The organism is Streptomyces sp. NPDC050164, from assembly GCF_044459945.1.
GTDB lineage: Bacteria > Actinomycetota > Actinomycetes > Streptomycetales > Streptomycetaceae > Streptomyces > Streptomyces coeruleorubidus_A.
The window spans coordinates 43,904-66,131 of sequence record NZ_JBITJK010000040.1; the positions used below are offsets into that span (position 1 = coordinate 43,904).

At 73.1% G+C, this 22,228-nt stretch carries 19 protein-coding genes, 1 tRNA gene and 1 pseudogene; 15 read left to right on the forward strand and 6 right to left on the reverse strand.

Annotated features, from left to right (window positions below):
• Positions 1 to 78: 78 nt before the first annotated feature.
• The 5 genes from ACIBNA_RS36570 to ACIBNA_RS36590 all read left to right on the forward strand — a co-directional run bounded on the left by ACIBNA_RS36570 (position 79) and on the right by ACIBNA_RS36590 (position 7,695).
• Positions 79 to 453, forward strand: a complete 375-nt coding sequence (locus tag ACIBNA_RS36570) for a CU044_2847 family protein (protein ID WP_399169550.1) — start codon at positions 79 to 81, stop codon at positions 451 to 453.
• 32 nt (positions 454 to 485) lie between these two features.
• Positions 486 to 2,174 (forward strand): trypsin-like peptidase domain-containing protein, encoded by a 1,689-nt coding sequence (locus ACIBNA_RS36575; RefSeq protein ID WP_399169551.1) that lies wholly within the window; start codon positions 486 to 488, stop codon positions 2,172 to 2,174.
• Positions 2,175 to 2,244: 70 nt separating this feature from the next.
• Positions 2,245 to 3,264: an AAA family ATPase gene (locus ACIBNA_RS36580; RefSeq protein WP_399169512.1), complete on the forward strand. Its 1,020-nt coding sequence runs from the start codon at positions 2,245 to 2,247 to the stop codon at positions 3,262 to 3,264.
• Complete coding sequence (locus ACIBNA_RS36585; protein ID WP_399169513.1) at positions 3,254 to 6,493, forward strand: SAV_2336 N-terminal domain-related protein; 3,240 nt, start codon at positions 3,254 to 3,256, stop codon at positions 6,491 to 6,493. Before ACIBNA_RS36580 ends, ACIBNA_RS36585 begins: the two co-directional genes overlap by 11 nt.
• A gap of 164 nt (positions 6,494 to 6,657) precedes the next feature.
• Complete coding sequence (locus ACIBNA_RS36590) at positions 6,658 to 7,695, forward strand: rod shape-determining protein (RefSeq protein WP_399169514.1); 1,038 nt, start codon at positions 6,658 to 6,660, stop codon at positions 7,693 to 7,695.
• A 31-nt stretch (positions 7,696 to 7,726) separates the two neighbouring features.
• On the opposite strand, the gene ACIBNA_RS36595 is transcribed toward ACIBNA_RS36590, so the two are convergent.
• On the reverse strand, positions 7,727 to 8,680 hold the full coding sequence (locus ACIBNA_RS36595) for an anti-sigma factor RsbA family regulatory protein (protein WP_399169515.1): 954 nt from the start codon (positions 8,678 to 8,680) through the stop codon (positions 7,727 to 7,729).
• Positions 8,677 to 9,033 (reverse strand): STAS domain-containing protein, encoded by a 357-nt coding sequence (locus ACIBNA_RS36600; protein ID WP_399169516.1) that lies wholly within the window; start codon positions 9,031 to 9,033, stop codon positions 8,677 to 8,679. The genes ACIBNA_RS36595 and ACIBNA_RS36600 overlap by 4 nt, the downstream gene beginning before the upstream one ends.
• 187 nt (positions 9,034 to 9,220) lie before the next feature.
• On the opposite strand from ACIBNA_RS36600, the gene ACIBNA_RS36605 reads away from it, so the two are divergent.
• Both ACIBNA_RS36605 and uppS read left to right on the forward strand, forming a co-directional pair.
• Positions 9,221 to 9,913, forward strand: coding sequence for an ANTAR domain-containing response regulator (locus ACIBNA_RS36605; RefSeq protein WP_399169517.1), 693 nt, complete (start codon positions 9,221 to 9,223; stop codon positions 9,911 to 9,913).
• Between the two features lie 343 nt (positions 9,914 to 10,256).
• Positions 10,257 to 12,062, forward strand: coding sequence for a polyprenyl diphosphate synthase (gene uppS, locus ACIBNA_RS36610; protein ID WP_399169518.1), 1,806 nt, complete (start codon positions 10,257 to 10,259; stop codon positions 12,060 to 12,062).
• Here uppS and ACIBNA_RS36615 read toward each other — a convergent pair.
• Positions 12,052 to 12,666, reverse strand: coding sequence for an RraA family protein (locus tag ACIBNA_RS36615; RefSeq protein WP_399169520.1), 615 nt, complete (start codon positions 12,664 to 12,666; stop codon positions 12,052 to 12,054). The two genes, uppS and ACIBNA_RS36615, sit on opposite strands and share 11 nt — an antisense overlap.
• Before the next feature lie 103 nt (positions 12,667 to 12,769).
• On the opposite strand from ACIBNA_RS36615, the gene ACIBNA_RS36620 reads away from it, so the two are divergent.
• Both ACIBNA_RS36620 and ACIBNA_RS36625 read left to right on the forward strand, forming a co-directional pair.
• Positions 12,770 to 13,768: a ketopantoate reductase family protein gene (locus ACIBNA_RS36620; RefSeq protein WP_399169521.1), complete on the forward strand. Its 999-nt coding sequence runs from the start codon at positions 12,770 to 12,772 to the stop codon at positions 13,766 to 13,768.
• Between the two features lie 70 nt (positions 13,769 to 13,838).
• The gene (locus ACIBNA_RS36625; RefSeq protein ID WP_399169522.1) at positions 13,839 to 14,612 is read left to right on the forward strand and encodes a sulfite exporter TauE/SafE family protein; all 774 of its coding nucleotides are present in this window, start codon (positions 13,839 to 13,841) and stop codon (positions 14,610 to 14,612) included.
• Here the strand turns inward: ACIBNA_RS36625 and ACIBNA_RS36630 are convergent.
• Positions 14,581 to 15,765, reverse strand: coding sequence for a nuclear transport factor 2 family protein (locus ACIBNA_RS36630; protein WP_399169523.1), 1,185 nt, complete (start codon positions 15,763 to 15,765; stop codon positions 14,581 to 14,583). The genes ACIBNA_RS36625 and ACIBNA_RS36630 overlap by 32 nt on opposite strands.
• A gap of 95 nt (positions 15,766 to 15,860) precedes the next feature.
• Between ACIBNA_RS36630 and ACIBNA_RS36635 the strand changes: the two genes are divergently transcribed.
• Positions 15,861 to 16,787 carry a LysR family transcriptional regulator gene (locus tag ACIBNA_RS36635; protein WP_399169524.1) on the forward strand — a complete coding sequence of 309 codons (927 nt, stop codon included), beginning with the start codon at positions 15,861 to 15,863 and terminating at the stop codon, positions 16,785 to 16,787.
• On the opposite strand, the gene ACIBNA_RS36640 is transcribed toward ACIBNA_RS36635, so the two are convergent.
• Positions 16,771 to 17,319, reverse strand: coding sequence for a GNAT family N-acetyltransferase (locus ACIBNA_RS36640; protein ID WP_399169525.1), 549 nt, complete (start codon positions 17,317 to 17,319; stop codon positions 16,771 to 16,773). The two genes, ACIBNA_RS36635 and ACIBNA_RS36640, sit on opposite strands and share 17 nt — an antisense overlap.
• A gap of 232 nt (positions 17,320 to 17,551) precedes the next feature.
• Here ACIBNA_RS36640 and ACIBNA_RS36645 point away from each other — a divergent pair, with 232 nt between their 5' ends.
• The 5 genes and pseudogenes from ACIBNA_RS36645 to ACIBNA_RS36665 all read left to right on the forward strand — a co-directional run bounded on the left by ACIBNA_RS36645 (position 17,552) and on the right by ACIBNA_RS36665 (position 21,603).
• Positions 17,552 to 18,247 carry a type 1 glutamine amidotransferase domain-containing protein gene (locus tag ACIBNA_RS36645; protein WP_399169526.1) on the forward strand — a complete coding sequence of 232 codons (696 nt, stop codon included), beginning with the start codon at positions 17,552 to 17,554 and terminating at the stop codon, positions 18,245 to 18,247.
• Positions 18,248 to 18,250: 3 nt separating this feature from the next.
• Positions 18,251 to 18,814, forward strand: a complete 564-nt coding sequence (locus tag ACIBNA_RS36650; protein WP_399169527.1) for a TetR/AcrR family transcriptional regulator — start codon at positions 18,251 to 18,253, stop codon at positions 18,812 to 18,814.
• A 156-nt stretch (positions 18,815 to 18,970) separates the two neighbouring features.
• Positions 18,971 to 19,408, forward strand: a pseudogene (locus ACIBNA_RS36655) (NADPH-dependent F420 reductase); the annotation flags it as partial.
• A 55-nt stretch (positions 19,409 to 19,463) separates the two neighbouring features.
• A complete protein-coding gene (locus ACIBNA_RS36660) occupies positions 19,464 to 20,414 on the forward strand; it encodes a LysR family transcriptional regulator (protein ID WP_399169528.1) in 951 nt (316 codons plus the stop codon).
• A gap of 355 nt (positions 20,415 to 20,769) precedes the next feature.
• Complete coding sequence (locus ACIBNA_RS36665) at positions 20,770 to 21,603, forward strand: alpha/beta fold hydrolase (RefSeq protein WP_399169529.1); 834 nt, start codon at positions 20,770 to 20,772, stop codon at positions 21,601 to 21,603.
• Between the two features lie 383 nt (positions 21,604 to 21,986).
• On the opposite strand, the gene ACIBNA_RS36670 is transcribed toward ACIBNA_RS36665, so the two are convergent.
• Positions 21,987 to 22,060: transfer RNA gene (locus tag ACIBNA_RS36670), tRNA-Ile, on the reverse strand.
• Positions 22,061 to 22,228 lie beyond the last annotated feature (168 nt).

A 22,228-nucleotide genomic window follows, 5' to 3' on the forward strand; every position in this document is an offset into this window, starting at 1 on the left:
GCGGTGGATGCCCCACGCGACATCAAGTACCTTCCGTAACAACGGAAATGCTCAGTGCAGTGGGACGACGGGGGTGTCGTGGACGGGTTGGTCGAATTCAGGACCGGTGACGGTGCCGTGGTCGCGGTCGAGGCGGTGGAGGAGCGGTCCGGCTCCCGCCTGGTCTCCCGCGGCGACGGTACGGTCCAGGCGACCCGCACCTTCGAGGGCGCCCTGGACGGGGTGCGCTCGGCGGCGGAGTCCGCGCTGCGGGTGTTCCGGGACGGCTCGCTGAAGCCCGACGGCGTGGAGATCGAGTTCGGGGTGAAACTGTCCGCGGAGACGGGCGCGTTCATCGCCAAGGGCACCGCCGAGGGCCATCTGGTGGTGAAACTGTCATGGTCGCCGTCCGCGCCGGAAGCACCGTCCACGCCGGTGGCCCCGTCCGCCCCGGAGGCCGGCGCCGCGTCATGAACAGCGCCGTGGACAGCGCAGTGGTGAGCGCCCTGAACAGCGCCGAGTGGCACGCCCGGATCGAGTTACGGGGCCGGGTGGCCGGAGCGGGGTTCCTGGTCGCACCCGGCACGGTGCTGACGTGCGCCCACGTCGTGGGCGACGGCGAAGGCCTGGCCGTGACCTTCACGGAGCGGCCCGGCTCCCCGCCCGTGCCCGCCCGGGTGGTGGCCCACGGCGGCTGGACCGGCTCCAGCACGGACCTCGGCGACCTCGCCGTGCTGGAACTCGACCGGGAGGTGCCCATCGCCCCGGCCGCGCTGGCCCCGGTCGACGCCGCGCACGGCACCACACCGCGCAAGCTCGTCGTCTACGGCTTCCCGGCCGGCTTCGACGAGGGCACCCTCGCCGAATACCGCGTCACCGCACCCCAGTTGATCAAACGGGAGTGGATCCAGCTGGAGGCCTGGCACCCGGGCGGCCAGCCCCTGGCCCCCGGCTTCAGCGGGGCCGCCGTCACCCTGGCCGACACCGGCGAAGTCGTCGGCATGGCCACGGCGGCGGCCGGCACCCGGGACGTGCGCACCGGCCGGATGATGCCCACCGAGGTCATGGCCCGCTACTGGCCCGCCCTCCAGAGCCTGGTCCCCACCTCGGACCACACCACCGCCGACCGGGCCCGGCTGCGTGCCCTGGTCGAGAAGGCGGCCCGCGCCGGCGTGGACTGCGACCCGGTACGGCTCTACACCGCGGCGGCCGACCCGTTCGATCCGCCGCCGCCCGAGGAGGGGTTCGACTCGCTGTGGTCGGCGGCCCTGTTCGTGCTGTGCGAACTGGACGGCCCGGGCGCCGCGCGGACGGTGTCCCGGTTCGCCGACCGCCTTCAGGCCCTGCTGCACACCCCGGCCGTGGAGCCGTCGGCGCCCGACTGGTCGCCCATCCTCGTCGAGCTCGGGCACAGCGGCGCGGGCGACGGCCTGGTCCGCGTCGAGGTGTCCGCGTACAGCGAGGGGCGGCGGCACCCGGTGGACTCCGGCACGGTCGAGCAGCACCGGCTGCGCGCGTACGTCCAGGACCGTATCGAGGCGGCCTTCCGGTATCTGACGCCCGGCGCCGACGAGTTGGTCGCCTTCGCGCTGCCCCGGGACTGGCTGGACTGGCCCGTCGACCGCTGGGAGAGCGCCCCCGACGACGCCACGCCGCTCGGCTGCGTCTACCCGCTGGTCGTCACCGACCACGCCCGGCGCAAGGCCAGCACCCGGCATGTCCTGACCCGGGCCTGGAAGCGCCTGGACTCCTTGCCGGGCGCGCGGATGCACCGCGTGGAGTGCGGCGGGCCAAAGGAGCCCGGGCGGCTGCGGATGCGGCTGCGACGGCCCGACGCCTGCCTCGCCGGGTTCGGCACCGCCCCGGCCGCCTCCCGCACCCGGCCGCAGTTCGACATCTCGCTCACCGCGCCGGCCCCGGTGATCGTGTGGTCGCGTGACGGCTGCGGCTCGGGGCAGGAGGACTGCTCCGGAGCGGACGGCTGCACCGGCAAGGCCTTCCTCGACGCGCTCGACGCCTGCCTCACGGCCGTACCGCCCGCCGAACTCCCCCGCCGGATCCTGGCCCTGCGCGAGGAGGCCGACGCCGAGGAGGACCACTGGGCCCACGGCATCCAGCTGCTGTGGGACGACCCGCGCCTCTTCACCGACCCGCACGCCGTCGCCGCGGCCCACGCCCGGACCCCGGTGGCCTGACCCACCGCGGGCACGGCCCGGCGCCCTTGAGAAACACCAGCTCGAAAACGGAGAGCGGAGACCATCCCCCATGCCGCACTGGTCCGTCTACACCGGCAGGAACGAGCCGCACGACGGCATCGACCACCTCCCCGCCCCACCGCCCTGGCGTGCCTTCGACGGCGGGCCCGCGCTGCCGCCGCCCCACGACAGCGACGACGCGACGGCCGTCTCGCCCGACCGCGTGCACCGGGCGAAGTCCTACGTGGCCACCGCGGAGAGCGTCCGGCTCGTCAACGCCGCGCTCTGCCTGCGCCGCCCCCTGCTCGTCACCGGCCCGCCCGGCACCGGCAAGTCCTCGCTCGCCTACGCGGTGGCGCGCGAGCTGCGCCTCGGCCCGGTCCTGCGCTGGAACATCACCAGCCGCAGCACCCTCGCCGACGGCCTCTACCAGTACGACCCGCTGTCCCGGCTGTACGCGGCCAGGGAGCGGCAGGACGGGCCCGGCCGTGCCGCCGGTGACGTCGAGGACCACCTCCGCCTCGGCCCGCTCGGCACGGCCCTGCTCCCCTACGACCGGCCCCGCGCCCTGCTCGTCGACGAGATCGACAAGAGCGACCTCGACCTGCCGAACGACCTGCTGAACGTGCTGGAGGAGGGCCAGTACGAGATCCCGGAACTGGTCCGTGCCGCCCGCCACTTCGGCGACGGCGCGGCCGAGGTCCTCGCGGACGGCACGGACACCCCGGTCACCGTCCACCGCGGCCGGGTCCGCTGCAGGGCCTTCCCGTTCGTCGTGCTGACCAGCAACGGCGAACGTGAGTTCCCGCCCGCCTTCCTGCGCCGCTGCGTCCGGCTGAAGCTGCGCCGCCCCGACCGGGACCAGCTCACCGACATCGTCCGCGCCCACCTCGACACCCCGGACGGTCACGCGGACCGGCTGATCAACCGCTTCCTGGAGCGGGCGAGCGGCGGCGAACTCGCCACCGACCAGCTGCTGAACGCCCTTTACCTCACGGGAGTCGCGGGCCTCGACGCCGAGTCCCGGGACGACCTCGCCGAGCAGCTGATGCCGTACCTCAGCGCGACGGCCGACGGCGATGGCTTCTGACCACGGCCCCGGGCCGTCCCCGGTCGCCCGGCTGGCCGCGGCCCTGTCCGCGGCCGGTGCGCCGCCGACGCCGCGGGAGCTGGCCGAACTGCTGTGGATGGCCGCCCAGTTGGAGCCGGACCGGCCGGAAGGGGAGCCGTCGGGGGAGCCCGGCGAGGGCGACGCCCCGTCCGCACACGAGGGAAGCACCCCCGCGGAGGCGGAAACCCCCGCCCCCGCGCCCCCACAACCGGAGCCGGAGCCGGTCCCCCACACCTCCGACCGCGTCCCGCTGGCCCTGCCCGCCCCACGCTCCCCGCACCACCGGCACGACTCCCCGGGCGGCGGCGGATCCCCCCTCCTCGCCCCCGCACCCGCGATGCTGCCCCACCCCCTCGCGCTCCAGCGCGCCCTGCGCCCGCTGAAGCGCAAGGTGCCCTCCCCGCACGTCCGGGTCCTGGACGAGCGGGCGACGGCCGACCGCATCGCCCGGCTCGGCGCCCACCCCGATGTGTGGTTCCCGGTCCTGCGCCCGGCCCCCGACCGCTGGCTGCGCCTGAACCTCGTGCACGACACCGGCCCCACCATGCCGGTCTGGCGCCCCCTGGTGAGCGAACTGCACACCGCGCTCGCCCAGTCGGGCATCTTCCGTACGGTCACCCTGCACCCGGCGACCCCGGACGGCCGGGCCCGCCACGTCCCCGTCCTCGACGACGGCCGCACCGTCACCCTCGTGGTCAGCGACTGCATGGGACCGCAGTGGCGTCCGGGCGCGGCGGGCGACCGCTGGTACCGCACCCTGCGCCACTGGGCCCGCCACCTGCCGCTCGCCGTGGTCCAGCCCCTCCCGGAACACCTCTGGCCCACCACCGCACTCCCCGCCGAGCCGGGTCTGCTGACCTCCTCGTCCACGGCGGCCCCCTCGGCGACGCTCGCCTTCACCCCCTACGAAGCCGCACCACCCCCCGACCAGGCCCTCCCCATTCCGGTTCTGGAACCGGGCGCCCCTTGGCTCGCCCACTGGGCGGCCCTGGTCGCCGACCCGGGCGGCACCCGCACCCCGGGCGCGGCGGCATGGCTGCCGCCCTCCCCCGCCCCGCCCGCCGAACCGACCCCCGACATCGCCTCGTCCTCCCCGGAGGACCTGGTCCTGCGCTTCCGCGCGACCGCGTCCCCGGAGGCCTTCCGCCTCGCCGGGCACCTCGCCCTGGCGGTCCCCTCGGTCCCGGTGATGCGCCTGGTCCAGCGCACCGTGGACCGCGACCCGCGCCCCCAGCACCTGGCCGAGGTGATCCTCAGCGGCATGCTCGCCTCCGTCCCCGGCCCACCCGGCTCCTACGAGTTCCGCCCCGGCGTACGGGAGTTGCTCCTGCGCTCCCTGCCCCGCACGACCCGCAGCCGCACCCGCGAGTTCCTCGAACAGGTCGGGGGCCTGATCGACGAACGGGCGGGCCTCGCGGCCGGCGAGTTCCACGCCGAGACGACGGGCGAACGCGACGGCTCGGGCACGACGTTCGCGACGGTGAGCGAGGAGACGGTACGACGGCTGGGCCACCGCGCCCGCCCCACGATCCTCTTCGAGGCCGACGACCTCACCGGCCACCCCGAGGCGCGCATCACCCTCGAGTACGCGGTGCACGAGATGCTCTCCCGCGGCTCCCTCACCGCCTCCCAGTTCGAGGTCAGGGTCCGCGGCAACGGCTACGTCGTCCACACCGAACCCGGCACCTACGTGCTCCCCGTGCTGGTCGCGGTCCTGCGCGGGCTGCCCGAGGTGCTCACCGGGCTGGTGGACCCGCCGCGTCTGACCGTGACGTTCTGGGACCGGCCCACCCCGCCGCCGCAGGCACCGCCCGTGCCCGCCGACATCCAGGTGGTCGTCTCCCCGGACGTCTACGAGCAGTTCGCCGACAGCTCGGCGGCGCAGGGGCCGCAGCGCTTCCAGCCCCTCTACCGGGGCGGCGCCACGGACACCCCGCCCGTCGCCTGGTACTGCCCGCTGTCCCCTTCCACGGCCGACCCCGAACCCGAGGCCCGCGACCTGGTGCGGGGCCCCTTCATCACGCACGACCTGCGCCGGCTCGGCATACCGGCCCCGGGCCGCACGGCCATCGTCCACACCCAGCCCGAGGGCCCGCTCACCCTCCTCAACCCCGCCCAGCCGCACGGCGACCGGCCCCCGCGCCTCGAGACGTACTACGAGGTGGACCTCACCACCCACCAGTCCCACCACTGGGTCTCCCTGCCGAGCTCCGGCAAGGGCGCCTTCACCGCCGCGGTCGAGCTGTCCTGGCGGGTGGACGACCCGGTCGCCTTCGTCCGCGCCGAGGTCACCCGGGTGTCCGAGCCGCTGCTCGGCCATCTGCTGGAGGAGGCGGCCCGTCTCACCCGCCGCCATCCGCTGCGCCGGGCGGGCGCGGCCCAGCGCGCGGTCAACGCCGGGCTGCGCAGGTGGCCGGTGCCGGGGCTGTCGGTGGCGGCATCGGTGCAGCTGGCCCCCGAGGGGGCGGCCCTGCCCGGCATGCCGCGGGTCCCGGCCCCCTCGGCACGTCCGCTGTCCGGTCTCCTCGGCGAGGCCGAGACCGTCCTGCTCGGCTTCGACGGCCCCATGGCCCGCCTGTTCTCGGCGACCGCCGCCCGCGAGGCAGCACTCGACCTGCTCGCCCTCGTCACCGAGCACCGCGACCCGCAGGACGCCCTGACCGGCCGGCCCCTGGCCGCCGCCGCGGCACGGGAGACGTTCGTGCATCCGCTCGACGTCCTGCGGGCCTTCGCCCAGGACCGGCTCGGCCCCCTGCTCCGCGACCGTCTCGACGCGATCGAACTGCGCGCGGTCCCCGACGCGCCGACGACCCACAACTCCGTGCCGCTGGTCCGGGCCCTGCACGACTCCGGCCGCCGCGTCAGCGTGGTCACGGACGTCGGCGCCCCGGCCGTACACCGCTACCTCGAGCCCTACGGCCTCCCCCTGACCGGCATCCACGCCCGCGGCGAGGACCTCGCCCTGCTGACCCCGCACCCCGACTGCCTCCTGCGCGCGATGCACTCCTTGGGCGGCGCCGCCGCGACCGGCGTACTGATCGGCTCCACGGTCGCCGAACTCACCGCCGCCCAACAGGCCGGAGTGCGCTTCATCGGCCTCGCCCGCAACACCACCGCCGCCCGTCAGCTCGACGAGGCGGGCTGCGAGACCACCGTCACCTCCCTGGCACCGCTCCTGGAGGCCGCGCGCTCTCTCCAGGCCCGGTGAGGCCGGACCCCCCGTTCGGCGGCACCCCGCCCGGCCCCCTCCGAAAGGCGCCCCCGCCCTCTCCCGCGCACGATGCGAGGGAGGCCCGCCGCCCGGCGGCCCCACGTATGCGAGGCCCGCCACCTGGCGGCCTCCCACGGTCTGTGCTCTCGGGAGGACCTGCCATGACCGCCAGTCTGGAGCAGTTGCGCCGCTGCCACTTCGCCGTCGATCTCGGGGCGGCCCGCACACGCGTCTACGTCAAGGGCGCCGGGCTCGTCGTCGACCAGCCGTCCGCCGCCGCCGTGAACACCCGCACCGGCGCGCTGATCGCGGTCGGCGAGCTCGCGGAGAAGATGACGGGCCGCACACCGGACTACATCCGGGTGGTACATCCGGTCTCCGGCGGCACCGTCGTCGACATCGAGATGGCGCAGCGCATGCTGCGGCACCTGCTCGGCGACAAGATGCGCCGCAGCCTGCGCCGCAAGCCGATCCTGCGCGCCGCGGCCTGCATCCCGCACGACGCCGACCCGCTCGCCCAGCGCGCCGCCATCGAGACGCTGGTCGGACTCGGGGCCCGCCGCGTGGAGCTGGTCGACACGCTGATCGCCGCCGCCGTCGGCTGCGGACTGCCCGTGGAGCAGCCCGAGGCCACGATGATCATGGTGTGCGGTGCCGCGGCGACGCAGGTGGCCGTGCTGTCCCTCGGCTCGATCGTCACCGCCGAGCGCATCCCGGTGGGCGGCGAGGCCGTCGACCACGCGATCGTGCAGCACCTGCGGCACGAGCACGAGCTGATGCTGCCCAGCCAGTCGGTACGGCCGTTGCAGCTCGCCCTGTCCGGCAACGGCCTCACCCCGCACGGCCCGGCCTCGACGGAGATCCACGGGCGGGACGTCGCCACCGGCCTGGCCCGCTCCGTCCAGGTCGACACCGCCGCCGTGCGGGACGCCATCCAGACGCCGCTCACCGCCGTCCTCGACGGCATCGGCACGGTGCTGCGGGCCTGCCCGCCCGACCTGGTCGCCGACCTCGCCGACCGGGGGATCATGATGGTCGGCGGCAGCGCGCTGCTGCCGGGCCTGGACCAGATGCTGCGCCAGGCGACCGGCATGCCCGTGCACATCGCCGAGCGGCCGGACGTGTGCGCCGTGCAGGGCCTCGGCGCGATGCTGGAGGGCAGGATCGAACCGCTGGCGCTGGATCCGCTGGGATCCTGAGCGGCCGGCGGGGCGAGGCCCTCAGCGGGTCTCAGCGGGCGAACCAGCAGCGCACGGTCGTCCCGTCGTCTCCCCTGTGCACCCGCACCAGGTCGGCGATGAGGTTCACCAGCAGCAGCCCGCGCCCGCCGCGCTGGTCGCGGGGCACGGGCCGGCGCCCGGCCAGAAGGTCCGCGAGCCGACCTTCGTCGCGCACCTCGCACACCACGTACCCGTCCTCGGTCCACACCCGCAGCACCCCGGAGCCGCCGCCGTGCACCACGCTGTTGGTGGTGAGCTCGGCCACGGCGAGGGCCAGGTCGTCCAGCTTGACGCCGGTGAGTCCGAGCCGCGCGCCCTCCCCGGCGGCCACGTGCCGGGCCTGGGAGAGCGAGCCGGAGTCGAAGGGATACGTCAGCGCGTCCGGCACGGGCGGCAGCGCCTCGTTGTAGCGGGCGACGACGTCCCCGGGGGCGTACGCGTCGCTGCCCTGCTCCAGCCGGGAGCCGGAGGGGATGACGGTCGGGTGGGTGGCGTGGGCGTCGGCGAGGACGCGCTCGGGGAGCTGCTCGACGTCGTACGGACACAGGATGGTCGCCGTACGGCCCCGGAAGGCGGCGTTGATGAGCGCCTCGTGCTGGACGCAGGCGGGGTACTCGGTGTCGGAGCGCCCGGCCCAGATGGGCTCGCCGATGATCCGCACCCGGCGTCCGGGCGGCTGGGCGTCGGCGAACGCGCGTAGCACGCCGGGAATGATCCGCCCGGGGTTGCGGCCGGCCTCGCACATGTCCAGGAGCCGCACCGCCTCGGCGGCCTCGCCCAGCGCGTCCCGGATCAGCGCCAGGTTCTTGCCGGGCACCGCGACGGCCACGGGGTCGCCGGCCGCCAGGCCCTCGCGCACGAAGGGCACGGTGACGTCGAGGTACTCGTCCTCGTCGCGGTAGAAGAGCGCGGGATGGACGAAGGGTTCCAGGGGTCCGAAGGGTTCGGCCACGGCAGCGGTCATGACACCGATACCTCGATCCCGGCGTGGTCGGGCCACAGCAGGTCCAGCGTCCGCCGCAGGGCCGGCGGCGGCCGACGCACCACGAACCGCCGACCGTCCCCGAGCTGCCCGGCGGCGGCCGCGAGCGCACCCGCGCCCGCGACGTCGACGAACGTCACGTCGGACAACTCCAGGTAGTACACGTCCTCATCCTCGTGAACGGCCTGCTCCAGTACGCCTTCCCAGATCGCACGTGTCGTCAGGACGACCTCGCCCGCCGCCCGGACACCCTGCCGCCCGGACAGCGGGAACACCGCCAGGCCCGGCACGGGACCACAGGCCCCGGCGGCCGGCACCCGATACTGAGTGTTCAAGCCCCTCTCCCCACGCTGGTCGACCACAGCGCTCGTACCCGTCCAGGCGAAGCTCATTCCCCGCTGTGGTGTGTAGTACGCCGTACGGCGGGCAGGCGCACCTCACATCGACGTCGACGGGGGCGAGTGACGTCGAGCAGTTCCGGCGAGGAGGAACACGACCGACGAGCACCGAAAGGGCGGTGACATGACGTCAGCGGCATCACCACATCACACAGGAGGGCTGAACACACTGGTCATCAGTGGCCGCGTGAGCGCGGACCGGGCCGAGCTCACCCCGTGCGGTGAGCTGGTTCACGGCTGCGCGGAAACACTGGCCAGGACCCTGGCCGAGCTGCCGCCCACGATCACGCGGGTGGACCTGGACATGGGGGGCGTGCACTTCATGGACACGGCGGGTCTGCAGTTCCTCGACGTGCTGGGCGACTTCGCCCGCCGGCGTTTTGTGACGGTCACGACCACGAACTGGCACGGCCAGCCGCGCCGGATCCTGGAGCTGGCGGGCCTGGACACGACCGACCCCCTGCGCGCCACGTCCCACCCCGACCCGGAGCCCGCCCAGCCGTCGGCCCCGGCCCCCTCCGCGGTCGCAGTGGAACGCGCGGAGCGCCTGCACGTCCTCGAGGAGGAGGTCGAGCAGCTCCGCCAGGCCATCGCCTCCCGCCCGGTCATCGACCAGGCCCGGGGCATCCTCATGGCCACCCACGGCTGTACGTCCGACGAGGCCTGGCACGTCCTGCGCGAGACGTCCCAGCTTTCCAACACCAAGCTCCGCGACGTGGCCGCCGCCGTGACGGCCAGCGCGAAACCCGACGGCCCCCGCCCGTCCCCCGCCCTCCGCGAGGCCCTGCAGCAAGCCCTCACCCGCCGCCGAACCTGAGACCGAGCCCGGGAGATCCGCCCCCTCGCCGTCGGCCCGTACGCCATCGGCCGGGCCTCAGGCCGCTGAGCGGCACCCTGCCGGCGGCTGCCGCGCCCATGCCGTCCTCGTGGAGAGCCTGCGCTCGACGGGCCCGCCGGCCCTGACCTGCCACCCCGCCCGGTCCGCTCACCCCGGCCACGGTGCTCCGGGGCCCACGGGGGTACTCGGCCGGCCACGGCCGGAGCGCAGCACACGGCCGCTCCGGTGCCGAGGAGGACGACACCGCCTCCCAGGAGGTGTCCCGACGCGGCCCCGGCCCGCATGCACGGGCCACCGCGCAACCTGACGTACCGTCCTCGTTGTGAGCGACGCACCTCCCGCGAACACCCGACGAGCGCCCTCCGCGCGCGCTGTGATCGGCGACGATCCGGCGCTGCGGGCGGCCTACGGGCTGTGCCGGCGCCGGACCAGGGAGCAGGACCCGGCGGAGTACGCGCTGATCCAGCTGGTGCCCGCGGCGCTGCGCCCGGCCTGCTGGGCCCTGTGGGCGGCGGCCAACGCGCTCGACGACCTGGGCGACGACCGCACCGCGCCCGCCGCCGGACGGGCCGCGCGAGTCGAGGAGTGGATCACCGCCCTGCACCGCGAACTGCCCACCGGCACAAGCCCGGACCCGATCCGCCACGCCCTGGTCGACACCGCGGCCCGCTGGCGCCTGGACCTGTCCGAACTGCACGGCGCCATGGTCCAGGTCCAGGACGACACCCACGGCAGGCACTTCGCCGACTGGGCCGCGTGGCGCACCTGGGGCCGGGACAATCTGCTGCCCTGGTTCGGCCAGGTCCGCACCCTCTTCGACCGGGCCGGCGTCCCCGTGGCACTGCGTCTGGACGCCCGGGAGACCTACGAGGAGTTCCTGGACGGCGTGCGGCTCACGGACATCCTCACCGACCTGTCCGCCGACCTCGCCCAGGGCGACCTCCTCCTGCCCGACGAGGCCCTGAAGCCCTACCCCGGGGCCGCGGACGACCTGGCGCAGCGGCGCTGGAGCCCCGCCGTCGCCGCCCTGGTCACGCAGCTGACCGGCCTGGCCCGCCAGTGGGTGACCCAGGACGGCCTCGGCCGCGGCATGCACCCCGGGCCCGCCACCGTCCTGCACACCATGGCCGCCCTGCTGTGCGCCCAGCTCGACGCGATCGGCTCCGCCGGCCCGGCCCTCCTGCGGCGCCCGCCCCGGCCCGCGCTCCACGCCCGGACCCGCATCCTCGTCCCCGCCCGGGCCCGCGCCGCCCTGGCCTGGAGCCTGACTCCGCTGACGGTGCCGCCCGCACGGCCCGCCGGACACGGCAGCCCGCTCCCGGCCGACCGGACGGCACGCACCCGGACCTTCCGGCCCCCGCCACCGCACCCCGGCTGCCACCGGCCCCCGGACATCCCGCCGGGCCGGCTCCCCGCCCACGTCGCCGTGATCATGGACGGCAACGGCCGCTGGGCCCAGCAGCGCGGCCTGCCCCGGCACGAGGGACACCGGGCGGGTGCCGCCGCCGTCCGCGAGGTGGTGCACGGCGCCCTGGACATCGGCCTGCGGCACCTGACGCTCTACACCTTCTCCACCGAGAACTGGCACCGCGATCCGCAGGAGGTCGACGCGATCCTCGACCTGCTGCGCCGCGAGGTCGTCGACGACCCCTTCCGCGACCTCGACGTCCGGCAGCGCTGGCACGGCCGCACCGGCCGCCTGCCGCCCGACCTGGCCGACCTCCTTCACCTGCGGGAGCGCAGCACCCGCGCCCGCACCGGCCTGACGCTGACGATGTGCATCGACTACGGCGGCCGCGACGAGCTCACCCGCACCGCCGCCGCCCTCGCCCGCCGGGCCCGGGCCGGCCATCTCGATCCCGACCTGATCGGCGAGGAGGACTTCGCGCGGCACCTGCCCCACCCGGACATGCCGGACGTCGACCTGCTCTGGCGCACCGGCAACGAGCAGCGCACCTCCAACTTCCTGCCCTGGCACACCGTCTACGCCGAGCTGCACTTCACCCCGGACCTCTGGCCCGACACCGACCGCCGCCACCTGTGGCAGGCGATCACCACGTACACCCACCGCCAACGCCGCCACGGCACCGCTCCGATGGGCATCCCGGGAGGTCCGGTCAGCCGGTGAAGCCCTGCTCGCTCAGCGCCTTCTCGATGCGGGCACGGTGGTTCGCCTCCCAGGTGTCGAGGGTTTCCTCGGCCTCCTTCGCGAGTTTCGCCCGGGCAGCGGCGAGGATCTCCTCCCGGCGGGCGGCGGGAGTCACGACGATGCCCTCCTCGTCGGCGACGACGATGTCGCCGGGGTGCACGAGCACGCCGCCGACGCGGGCCGGCTCACCGAGCGCGCCGGCCTTCTCCTTGGTTCCGGGGATCGGGATGACACCGCGCGAGAAGACGGGAAAGCCCGCCTCGCGCACCTCGCCGAGATCGCGGATGACACCGTCGACCACGAAGGCCGCGACACCCCGGCGCCGGGCGACGGCGCACACGTTGCCGCCGGCCAGCGCGTAGTCCACGTCGCCCGACTCCACGACGATGACCGAGCCGGGCTCGGCGCGGTAGATCGCGGCGTGCAGCATCAGGTTGTCGCCGGGCACGCACCGCACGGTGTACGCGGGCCCCGCGATGCGGGGCGAGTTCCACAACGGACGGATGCCGGTGTCCATGACCTGCTCACGGCCCAGCAGATCGGCGAGGGTGGTGGGGGGCACGTCCTTGAAGGCAGAAGTCACACCGGGAATCCAAGCAACAGGGCACCAGCCGACGCCACTTGGTTTCAGCCGGCGCCCGCGGGATGCTCGGCACGACACCTGAAGCGGAGAGCCGGGGAGCGGAATGCGCTACATCATCATCGGGTCCGGGGCAGTCGGCGGTTCGATCGGGGGGCGGCTGCACGAGAGCGGCCGGTCCGTCGTCCTGGTCGCCCGCGGCGCGCACTTGGGGGCGCTGCGCGACAGCGGGCTGCGGCTGAAGGTCCCCACCGGCACGCTCACCCTCGACGTGCCCGTCGTGGCACGGCCCGAGGACGTCGAACTGCGCGAGGACGATGTGCTCGTACTCGCCGTGAAGACCCAGGACAGCGTGGCCGCCCTGGACGCGTGGGCCGCGCGGCCGGTGGCGGGCGGCGGCACGGCGGGCGAACGCCTGCCTGTGGTGTGCGCCCAGAACGGCGTGGAGAACGAGCGCCTGGCACTGCGCCGCTTCCGTGAGGTCTACGGCGTGTGCGTCGTCCTGCCCTGCACCCACCTGAACCCCGGTGAGGTCGTCGCGTCCTGCGGCCCGTACACCGGCGCTCTGGTCATCGGCCGGTACGGGACGGGCCCGGACGACACCGCCCGGCGGATCGCGGACGACCTGGAGAAGTCCCGCTTCCTGGCTCCGGTGGTGGCGGACGTGATGCGCTGGAAGTACGGCAAGCTCCTCGGCAACCTCGCCAACGTGGTCGAGGCCGTGTGCGGCTCCGTCTCCGACGCCACCGCGCAGGACCTGGTCGCCCGGGCGAAGGCCGAGGGTGCCGCGGCCCTCGACGCCGCGGGCATCGCCCACGCGAGCGAGGCCGAGATCACCGAGCTGCGCAGCGGGACGGTCGACCCGCAGCCGATCGACGGCGAGCGCTCACGCGGCTCGTCCTGGCAGAGCCTGGCGCGGGGCGCGGGATCCATCGAGACGGACTACCTCAACGGGGAGATCGTGCTGCTCGGCCGGGAGCACGGCGTGCCCACCCCGGTGAACGCGGCCCTGCAGCACGCCGCCCGGGAGAGCGTGGGCCGGAGCCGGGAGCCGGGCAGCCTGACGGCCGAGGAACTGAGCAGGCGCATCGCGGCGAGCCCTTGATCGTGCATGATCAGTGCGAGCCCCTCGACCGCCGCGCGGCGGGGAGGCGACACATTGACCATGTAAGGAGATGGCGTTGTCCATCTGGGAAGCACTGGCCGTCCTCGCAGCCGGCATCGGCGCGGGCACGATCAACACCATCGTCGGTTCCGGCACCCTGATCACCTTCCCGGTACTGCTTGCCACCGGGCTGCCGCCGATCACAGCCAACGTCTCCAACGCCCTCGGTCTCGTCCCCGGCTCCATAAGCGGAGCCATCGGCTACCGCGCCGAACTCCGCGGACAGAGCCGCCGCGCACTCGTCCTCGGCCTCACCGCGCTCGTCGGCGGACTCGGCGGCGCCGTCCTGCTCCTCACCCTGCCCTCCGAGGCCTTCGACACGATCGTCCCCGTACTGATCGCTCTCGCGCTCGTGCTCGTACTGCTCCAGCCACGCCTCGCCAAAGCCGTACAGCGCCGCCGCGCGAACAACGGCACCACCGGCCGCCCGCACGGCGGACCCTTCCTCCTGGTCGGACTGCTCCTCGCGAGCGGGTACGGCGGCTACTTCGGCGCCGCCCAAGGGGTCCTGTACTTCTCCCTGCTGGGCCTGTTCCTCGACGAGGACCTGCAACGCGTCAACGCCGTCAAGAACATCCTCGGAGCCGTCGTCAACGGCGTCGCCGCCTGCTTCTTCCTCTTCGTCGCCGAGTTCGACTGGACGGCGGTCCTGCTCATCGCCGTCGGCTCCGCCCTCGGCGGACAGATCGGCGCCAAGGTCGGCCGCCGCCTCAGGCCCACCGCCCTGCGCGCCGTCATCGTCGCCGTCGGCATCATCGCGATCGTGCAGCTCCTGCTGCGCTGACACCTCGGTGATAAGCCTTGTTGGCGATGCGCCAGCCGTCGTCGACGCGGACCAGCAGGAAGACGTCGATGAACGTGTCCGCGCCGTGCGAGAGCGTCATGGTCGCGGTCGCGACGGTGCCGTGGACGTCGATGGCGTCGACGCGGCGGGAGCGGGTCGGTTCGTCCGGGGCCGGCCGGCCGTGGAAGAGAGCGCAGTACTCCTCCAGGGGCCACGAGACGAATGCGCCGTCCCGGATTCCCTCGATGTGGGCGGTGGGCAGGAACGCGTCGCGGAAGTGGGCGGGGTCGCCGGTGGCGTGCCCTCGGATGTAGGCGCGGAGCGGTTCGAGCACGGCGTCGTCCACGGCGGGGACCGTGGCGGCGACGGCGATGTCGGCCTGAGGGTCGGCAGGGGTGTCAGCCACGTTGGCCGCGCTGCGCAGGGGCGTGTCCGACGCGGCGGCCAGCAGAGCCATGTCCTTGGCCAGCGCGCCGATCGTGAATTCGGCCGTGCCGGCACCCGCCTGGTCGGTGAGGAAGGGGCGCTTGCGGGCCACGAGCCCGCCGAGCGGGCCGAGTTCGAGAATGTCCAGCGCCTGGGAACGGGGCAGGCCCAGGGCGTCGGCTTGTCGCAGTGAATCGCGCAGGGCGAGGACGGCGCCGGCGAGGCTGTTGTTGGCGATCAGCTTGAGTGCGGCGGCGGTGCAGGCGTCGTCGACGCGCCGCACGGTGCCCAGCGTTTCCAGGACCGGTCGGACCCGGTCGAGCGTGCCTTGTTCGGCGGCGGCGAGAATCTGCAGGGCGCCGCCGGCGGCAGCCGGCACAGAGCCGAGCACGGGCGCGTGGACGTAGGACGGGCCGAGTCGCCTGGCCAGCTGCGAGGCCTCGGCGGGGGCGATGGTGCTGGTGTTCAGCACGACCGTGTCCGCCCTCAGCGAGTCACGAACGTCGTCGAGGACCTGCCGACAGGCCGGACCGTCGAACAACGCCAGGAGCACGAGGTCGGCCTTGGCCACGGCGTCGTTCGGAACGCCGGTCGTCCTGACGGCTCCTGATGTGCGCCCGGAGCGTGTCCAGCCGACGACGTCCCAGCCCTGGGCAGCCAGTCGGGTCGCGATCGCGTCGCCCATGCGCCCCAAACCGAGGACGGCGATCGTGTGCGGTGTGGTCATGCACGCCAGCGTGAGGTACCGCGATGACTGCGACAAGCGCAGATCTCGCAGAGCGGCCCTGCGGGATGCGCATACCGCATGGGCATACTGGCGCCATGGAGTTGACGGTGTGGCGGACCTTCGTGACCGTGTGCCGGCTCGGGTCGCTGTCGGCGGCGGCCGCCGAGCTCAACCACACGCAGTCGGCCGTCTCCCGGCAGATCGCCGGACTGGAGCGGCAACTCGGCGTGCTTCTGATGGAGCGCCATGCGCGCGGTGTGCGTCCGACACCTGCCGGCGAGGTGTTCCGGCGCCACGCCCTGGCCACGCTCAACGAGGCCGACCGCGCCGTCCGCGCCGCACGAGACGCTCGCGACGGCGCGCTCGACCGGCCGCTGGCCGTCGGTGCCACACCTTCTCTGGCCGCGGGAATCGTCCCCGAGGCCATCCGGGACCTGCTGAAGCAAACCGGATCCATCCCGTGGAGCCTGCTGCCGGGCCTGAGCGCACAACTGCACAACCGCGTGATCGCCGGCGATCTCGACATCGCTGTCGTCACCGACGCACCACCAGGGCTGCCCCACGACCCGCGGCTCGAACGACGGTTCCTCGGGCTGGACGACATGGTCGTCGCACTTCCCGTCGGCCATCCGCAGGCCGGGCCAGGCCCGGTGCGCATGCAGACGCTGGCCGACCAGACCTGGGTCGAGGACAACGACGGCTCGGCGGCCCTCCTGCGCCAGCACGCCGCCCGGGCCGGAGTCAGCGCCCGCATCGACCTCTCCGCGGCCGATCTGCTCGGCAAGCTGGCCCTGGTCGCAACCGGCCACGCCATCGCGCTGATACCCGGCGTGCTGACGTGCGCCCTGCGGACCGACGTCACCACCGTGGCCCTCGTCGATCCCCCGACCCGCGGCATCTACACGATCACACCACCCCGCGACCCCCACCCCTGCGCAGCGCCCCTGCTCGACCAGCTCGCCACAACCTTCACCTCGGTCCGTGAGCCGCGCACCCAGGCCCGGCTCAACCGGACGTCGTGACCGAGGACCACACGCCGAACCACTGCTCGGCGCCGTACTCCTCGAACCGCTCCACCTCGGTGAACCCCAGCTTCGCCGCGAGGCGCATCGCGCGGTCGTTGGCGGTCTGGGTGCAGAGCACCACCGGCTCGCCGGGAAGCGCGTCGGCGAACCAGTCGAGTGCCGCCGCGCACGCCTCGGCGGCGTACCCGCATCCCCACGCCTGAGGCAGGAACAGGTAACCGAGCTCGGCCTCCCCGGCATCCGGACGGACATGACCCGGACGCTCCGCATCGCGCCGGTCGAGCGTGACCATGCCGATCATCGCTCCGTCGAGATCGACCACGAACAGGCCAGGGCGCCGCCCGGGCACATCGGGCACCGCGCGTTCGAGCTCATCCCGCGGTCGAGAGCCACCGATGTAGGTGCCCACCTCCGGCGATGCGAACAGCTCGATGAACGCCGCACGGTCCCGGGCCTCGGACTCGCGGAGCACGAGCCGTTCGGTCCTTGACGGGGCTGGTGGCCAGGCGACGGGTCCGAGTCCGGTCATGGCGGGCAACCTTTCCCGAAGAGTCATTCGTTTTCCAATGTCAGACATTGAGTTCCTCATTGGAAACCTATGGGGCTGCGGCCTACTGTCAAGGAGATCGCGCTCTGACGATCTGCACCCACAGTGTCAGTGATCGCGGAGTGTCAGCGGACGAAGCACCTCAGAGCGCGCGATACGCAACCCGCCCCTCCGGGCCCCGGCCAGCCGGGGCCCGTACCCTCGGAGAAACATCATGCCGAAGATCCTTTTCGTGATGACCGGCGTCGACTACTGGACGCTGGCTGATGGCACCAAGCACCCGACCGGCTTCTGGGCCGAGGAGGCCGTCGCCCCGTACAAGGCGTTCAGGGCCGCGGGCCACGAGATCGTCGTAGCCACCCCCGGCGGCGTCGTCCCCACGGTGGACAAGGCCAGCCTCGCCGCCGAGGTCAACGGCGGCCAGGAGAACGCCGACAAGATCGCGAGCGCGCTCGCCGCGATGACCGAGCTGCAGAACCCGATCAAGCTCGAGGACGTGAACCTCGACGACTACGCCGTCGTCTTCTACCCCGGCGGTCACGGCCCGATGGAGGACCTCGCCATCGACGCCACCTCCGGCAAGCTGCTCATCGACACCCTGGAGGCGGGTAAGCCGCTGGGTGTGGTCTGCCACGCCCCGGCCGCCCTGCTCGCGGCCGTGAAGACCGACGGGTCCAACGCCTTCGCGGGCTACCAGGTGGCTGCGTTCACCAACTCCGAGGAAGCGCAGGCCGGCTTCGCCGACAAGGCGAAGTGGCTGCTGGAGACCCGCCTGACGGCGGCGGGCGTGCAGGTGCAGCCGGGCGAGCCGTGGGCTCCCCACGTGGTCGTCGACCGCAACCTGGTCACCGGTCAGAACCCGGCATCCTCCGCCGCCGTCGCCGCGGAACTGCTCGAGAAGCCGGCATGAGCCATGAGCACTGACCGGCTGGATGAAGTCCTGGACGCCACCTACGACTGTCTGACCCGGTACGGCGTGCGGCGCACCACCATGGACGACATCGCCACGACCATGGGCGTGTCCCGGTCAGCGGTCTACCAGTACGTCCGCAGCAAGGACGACGCCTTCCGGCAACTCGCCGACCGCCTGCACACCCAGGCACTGGAGCAGGCCCGGCAGGCGGCGGCCGCCGAGGACGCCCCGTACGCCGAGCGCGTCCGGGGCGTCCTGGCCGCCAAGCTCGACTTGGCCCTGCAGCTCGCCGGGGACTCCCCGCACACCGCCGAACTCCTGGACGAAAAGGCCCGGCTGTTCGGGGGGATCTGCACCGCCTTCACCGCGGACCTGCGTCGCCTGCTGATCGACCTGTTCACCAAGGCCGGCACCATGGGCGGTATCGAGCCCGGCAAGGCGGCAGATGTCGCGATCGCCCTGGTGATCGGGCTGGAGTCGGTGGGCGAAGGCAGGCTGCTGCTGGGGGCCGCGACCGACGCGCTTGTGTCCGGCCTGCTGGGCGCCCCGGTCGCGACCCGCTGACCACGCGCCCCGGGGCGTTCGTTCTCCCGTTCCCCGTCGTTTCGCTCTGTGGCGCTGACCCATGCCCGTTCCCAGCCGGTTCAGCCACCACAAGGCCCGCCTGGACGTACGTGCCCCTGCGCTGAACCGCCCCATCCAGTCCCTGCCGCCCCGCCCGGCCTGTTCGACGGGGCCGCCGACGGCTTCGCCGTGATCGACACCGGCGACTACCACCCCAAGGAGCGCGACGGGAGGATCGCCGCCATCGAGGACGAGGGGCTCACCGAGAGCCGCTGGACCCGGCAGCACCTCGGTCACCCGGTGATCAAGGCGTTCAACGGCACCTACGCCCAGGACATCCTCGACAAGCCACGCCCGAAGGACGACCCCGGGCGGATGACGCTGCCGGTCGCGGGAGACGACGAGGCCGCCAAGAGGATCGTCCGCGATCTCATCGACGAGCTCGGCTTCGACACCGTGGACGCCGGCGGCATCGACGACTCCTGGCGCCAGCAGCCCGGCACCCCCGTCTACGGCCTGCGCGGCGGCGTCGACGCGGTGACGAAGGTCCTGGCCGAGGCGTCCCCCAAGCGCCCGGCCGCGTTCCGGGCGTAAGGCTTCGGAATTCCGCCACAGCCCCCTCGCCATAGGAAGCGGATAGGATTTCTACGTGAGACATAGGGATCCCGATGGCCCGATCGGGGTGCGGCAGCCCGCTGCGGCACCCCCACCGGACCTGAACCTGCTGCGCACCTTCCTGGCTGTGTACCGCAGTGGTTCCTTCACGGCCGCCGCAGGACTGCTGGGCCTGTCCCAGCCCACGGTGACCACCCAGATTCGCGCCCTGGAACGACAGACGGGCCGCGAGCTGTTCCAGCGCCTGCCCCGCGGCGTCGCCCCGACACCCGTCGCCCACGACCTCGCGGCCGGCGTGGCCGCGCCCCTCGACGCGCTCGCCGCCGTCGCCGGGCACGACACCGCCCCGGACGAGCCGGCCGCCCCCGTCCATCTGGCAGGGCCTGCCGAGCTGCTGTGCACCCGGGTCCTGCCGACGCTCGCCCCGCTGGCCGCCGACGGTGTACGGCTGCGCGTGACCATGGGCCTGACCGACCCGCTCCTGGAGGAGTTGCGCTCCGGACGCTATGACCTGGTGATCTCCACCGTCCGGCCGCGCGGGAGGGCGCTGGCCGCCGTGCCGTTGATGGACGAGGAGTTCGTCCTGGTCGCCGCGCCCGCCTGGGCCGGCCGCCTGAGGGAACGGCTGGCCGCCGACGGCCCGGCCGCGCTGCACGCCGTCCCCCTGGTCACCTATGCCGAGGACCTGCCCATCGCCCGCCGCTACTGGCGGCACGTCTTCGGCACCCGGCTGTCCTGCCCCGCTGCCGTCACCGTGCCCGACCTGCGCGGCGTACTCGCCGCGGTCGTCGCGGGAGCCGGTTTCACCGTCCTGCCCCGCTTCCTGTGCCAGGACGAACTCGCCTCCGGCGCCCTGGTGCCCCTGCACGAACCAGACGACCCGCCCATCAACACCGGCTACCTCGTCCAGCGCCCCGGCAGGCCCGACAACCCCGACGTCACCCGGGTCCGCGACCTCATCCTCGAGGCGGGCCGCACCTGGTGACTCCGAACGGGCTCTGCGGCGGCTGCGCCATTGCGGACAGCCTTCCCGGTGAACGCATCCACCAAATTCGGGCGCATGGAGCCGACTTCAGCAGGCACTGACAGGCCCACCCCGGGCCCGGACCGATCAGCCATGGGGACGAAGGCAGCAGGGGCTACCCAAGATCTGACGCCGAGGGTTGACACGCGTGCAGCATGAACACAAAATCGCTGCCCATCGACAATGCCGAACAGCGTTCGGCTGCAGAGTCACCCGCCCGGCATGCCGCTCGCGGCAGGCCATCAACCGTCGCGACGGGGTTCACCAGTTCCGTCCCCGCCCTACCGTCCCCCTCCCCCGTCGACAAAGGAAGACCATGCCTCCGCGCCTCCCCGCGGTCCTTACCGCCGCCGCGCTCGCGGTCACCACTGCCGTCTTGTCCCCTGCATCACCGGCCACCGCCGACACCACCGACATCTCTCCGCCCGGAGCCAACGACTGGTCGTGCAAGCCCACCGCCGAGCACCCCGAGCCGGTCGTGCTGGTCCACGGGACGTTCGAGACCATGGCCAAGAACTGGCCGACGCTCAGCCCCAAGCTGAAAAGCGAGGGGTACTGCGTCTTCGCGCTGAACTACGGCGGCAACGCCATGGGACCCATTGCCCAGTCGGCGGAGGAACTCAAGTCGTTCGTCGGCGCGGTCATGGGGGCAACGGGTGCCAGGAAGGTCGACCTGGTCGGACACAGCCAGGGCGGAATGATGCCCCGCTACTACATCAAGTACCTCGGCGGCGCGACCCAGGTCGACGACCTGGTGGGGATCGTTCCGTCCAACCACGGCACGGAGGGCGTGATCGCACCGACGCCCGAGCTCGAAAGCAGCGAGAACAGCGCCTGCCCGGCCTGCGACGAGCAACAGGCGGGGTCGGAGTTCCTGACCGACCTGAACGCGAAGGACGAGACGCCGGCCGGTCCGTACTACACCGTCGTCACCACCAGATACGACGAGGTCGTCACGCCCTACACCAGCGCGTTCCTGGACGGCTCGGACCGGGAGGTCACCAACATCACTCTCCAGGACCGCTGCCCGCTCAACACGATCGAGCACGACCAGACGCCCAACGACCCGGTCGTCCACCAGTGGGTTCTCAACGCGCTCGAGCGCAAGGGGCCGGCCGACCCGGCCTTCGTGCCGTCATGCGTCGCCTGACGACGCGGCCTGCCCACGCGAAGGCGCTGCCCCGGTTCACCCCCAGGGGAGGCTCTTGTTCCGCACTACAGGAAGGACTCCGGCCAGTTTGAATGGATTCGCACAGACCTCGTCGGCTCTTCTACTTACTCCCCCGCGCCAGCGGGACGACGGGATCTCGTTCCCTGGCGTACCGCCCTGCGTCCCCTGAACACGGTTCCACCCCAGCTCGCGGCCCCTCCACCCACTGCGTCACCGCAGGTCACAGCACCAGAGACAACTCCAGTCCCGCGAGTCCGCCGACGTAACGCCCAACGGGGCCACTCCGTCGGGCCAACGTCCCGAATCCGAAAGCCCGAAAAGACGTTTCCGCAGTTCAGAGCGTTTCTCTACCCTGCCTTTAGTGGGGCGGGTGGGACTCGAACCCACGGCCGACGGATTATGAGTCCGCTGCTCTAACCGGCTGAGCTACCGCCCCATAGCGGCGTGTCGCGTACATGTGTGCGCGCCGTCTGCCGCAGCATAGCCGCTCATACGATCTCCTGCTTCGGATGGTCGGCTTCGCACGGCCTTCGTGACCATGAGGACTGCGACCAGCCCTGCGCGGTTCCCGGGAGATCGGAACGGACATGAAAAAGGACCCCTG

Excerpts from the sequence above, each read along its gene's own strand:
- ACIBNA_RS36665 (WP_399169529.1), top strand. The coding sequence starts at position 20,770 with ATGCCTCCGCGCCTCCCCGCGGTCCTTACCGCCGCCGCGCTCGCGGTC.
- ACIBNA_RS36625 (WP_399169522.1), top strand. The coding sequence starts at position 13,839 with ATGGCGTTGTCCATCTGGGAAGCACTGGCCGTCCTCGCAGCCGGCATC.
- ACIBNA_RS36645 (WP_399169526.1), top strand. The coding sequence starts at position 17,552 with ATGCCGAAGATCCTTTTCGTGATGACCGGCGTCGACTACTGGACGCTG.
- ACIBNA_RS36595 (WP_399169515.1), bottom strand. The coding sequence starts at position 8,680 with ATGACCGCTGCCGTGGCCGAACCCTTCGGACCCCTGGAACCCTTCGTC.
- ACIBNA_RS36650 (WP_399169527.1), top strand. The coding sequence starts at position 18,251 with ATGAGCACTGACCGGCTGGATGAAGTCCTGGACGCCACCTACGACTGT.
- ACIBNA_RS36640 (WP_399169525.1), bottom strand. The coding sequence starts at position 17,319 with ATGACCGGACTCGGACCCGTCGCCTGGCCACCAGCCCCGTCAAGGACC.
- ACIBNA_RS36585 (WP_399169513.1), top strand. The coding sequence starts at position 3,254 with ATGGCTTCTGACCACGGCCCCGGGCCGTCCCCGGTCGCCCGGCTGGCC.
- ACIBNA_RS36580 (WP_399169512.1), top strand. The coding sequence starts at position 2,245 with ATGCCGCACTGGTCCGTCTACACCGGCAGGAACGAGCCGCACGACGGC.
- ACIBNA_RS36620 (WP_399169521.1), top strand. The coding sequence starts at position 12,770 with ATGCGCTACATCATCATCGGGTCCGGGGCAGTCGGCGGTTCGATCGGG.
- ACIBNA_RS36630 (WP_399169523.1), bottom strand. The coding sequence starts at position 15,765 with ATGACCACACCGCACACGATCGCCGTCCTCGGTTTGGGGCGCATGGGC.
- ACIBNA_RS36590 (WP_399169514.1), top strand. The coding sequence starts at position 6,658 with ATGACCGCCAGTCTGGAGCAGTTGCGCCGCTGCCACTTCGCCGTCGAT.
- ACIBNA_RS36605 (WP_399169517.1), top strand. The coding sequence starts at position 9,221 with ATGACGTCAGCGGCATCACCACATCACACAGGAGGGCTGAACACACTG.
- ACIBNA_RS36635 (WP_399169524.1), top strand. The coding sequence starts at position 15,861 with ATGGAGTTGACGGTGTGGCGGACCTTCGTGACCGTGTGCCGGCTCGGG.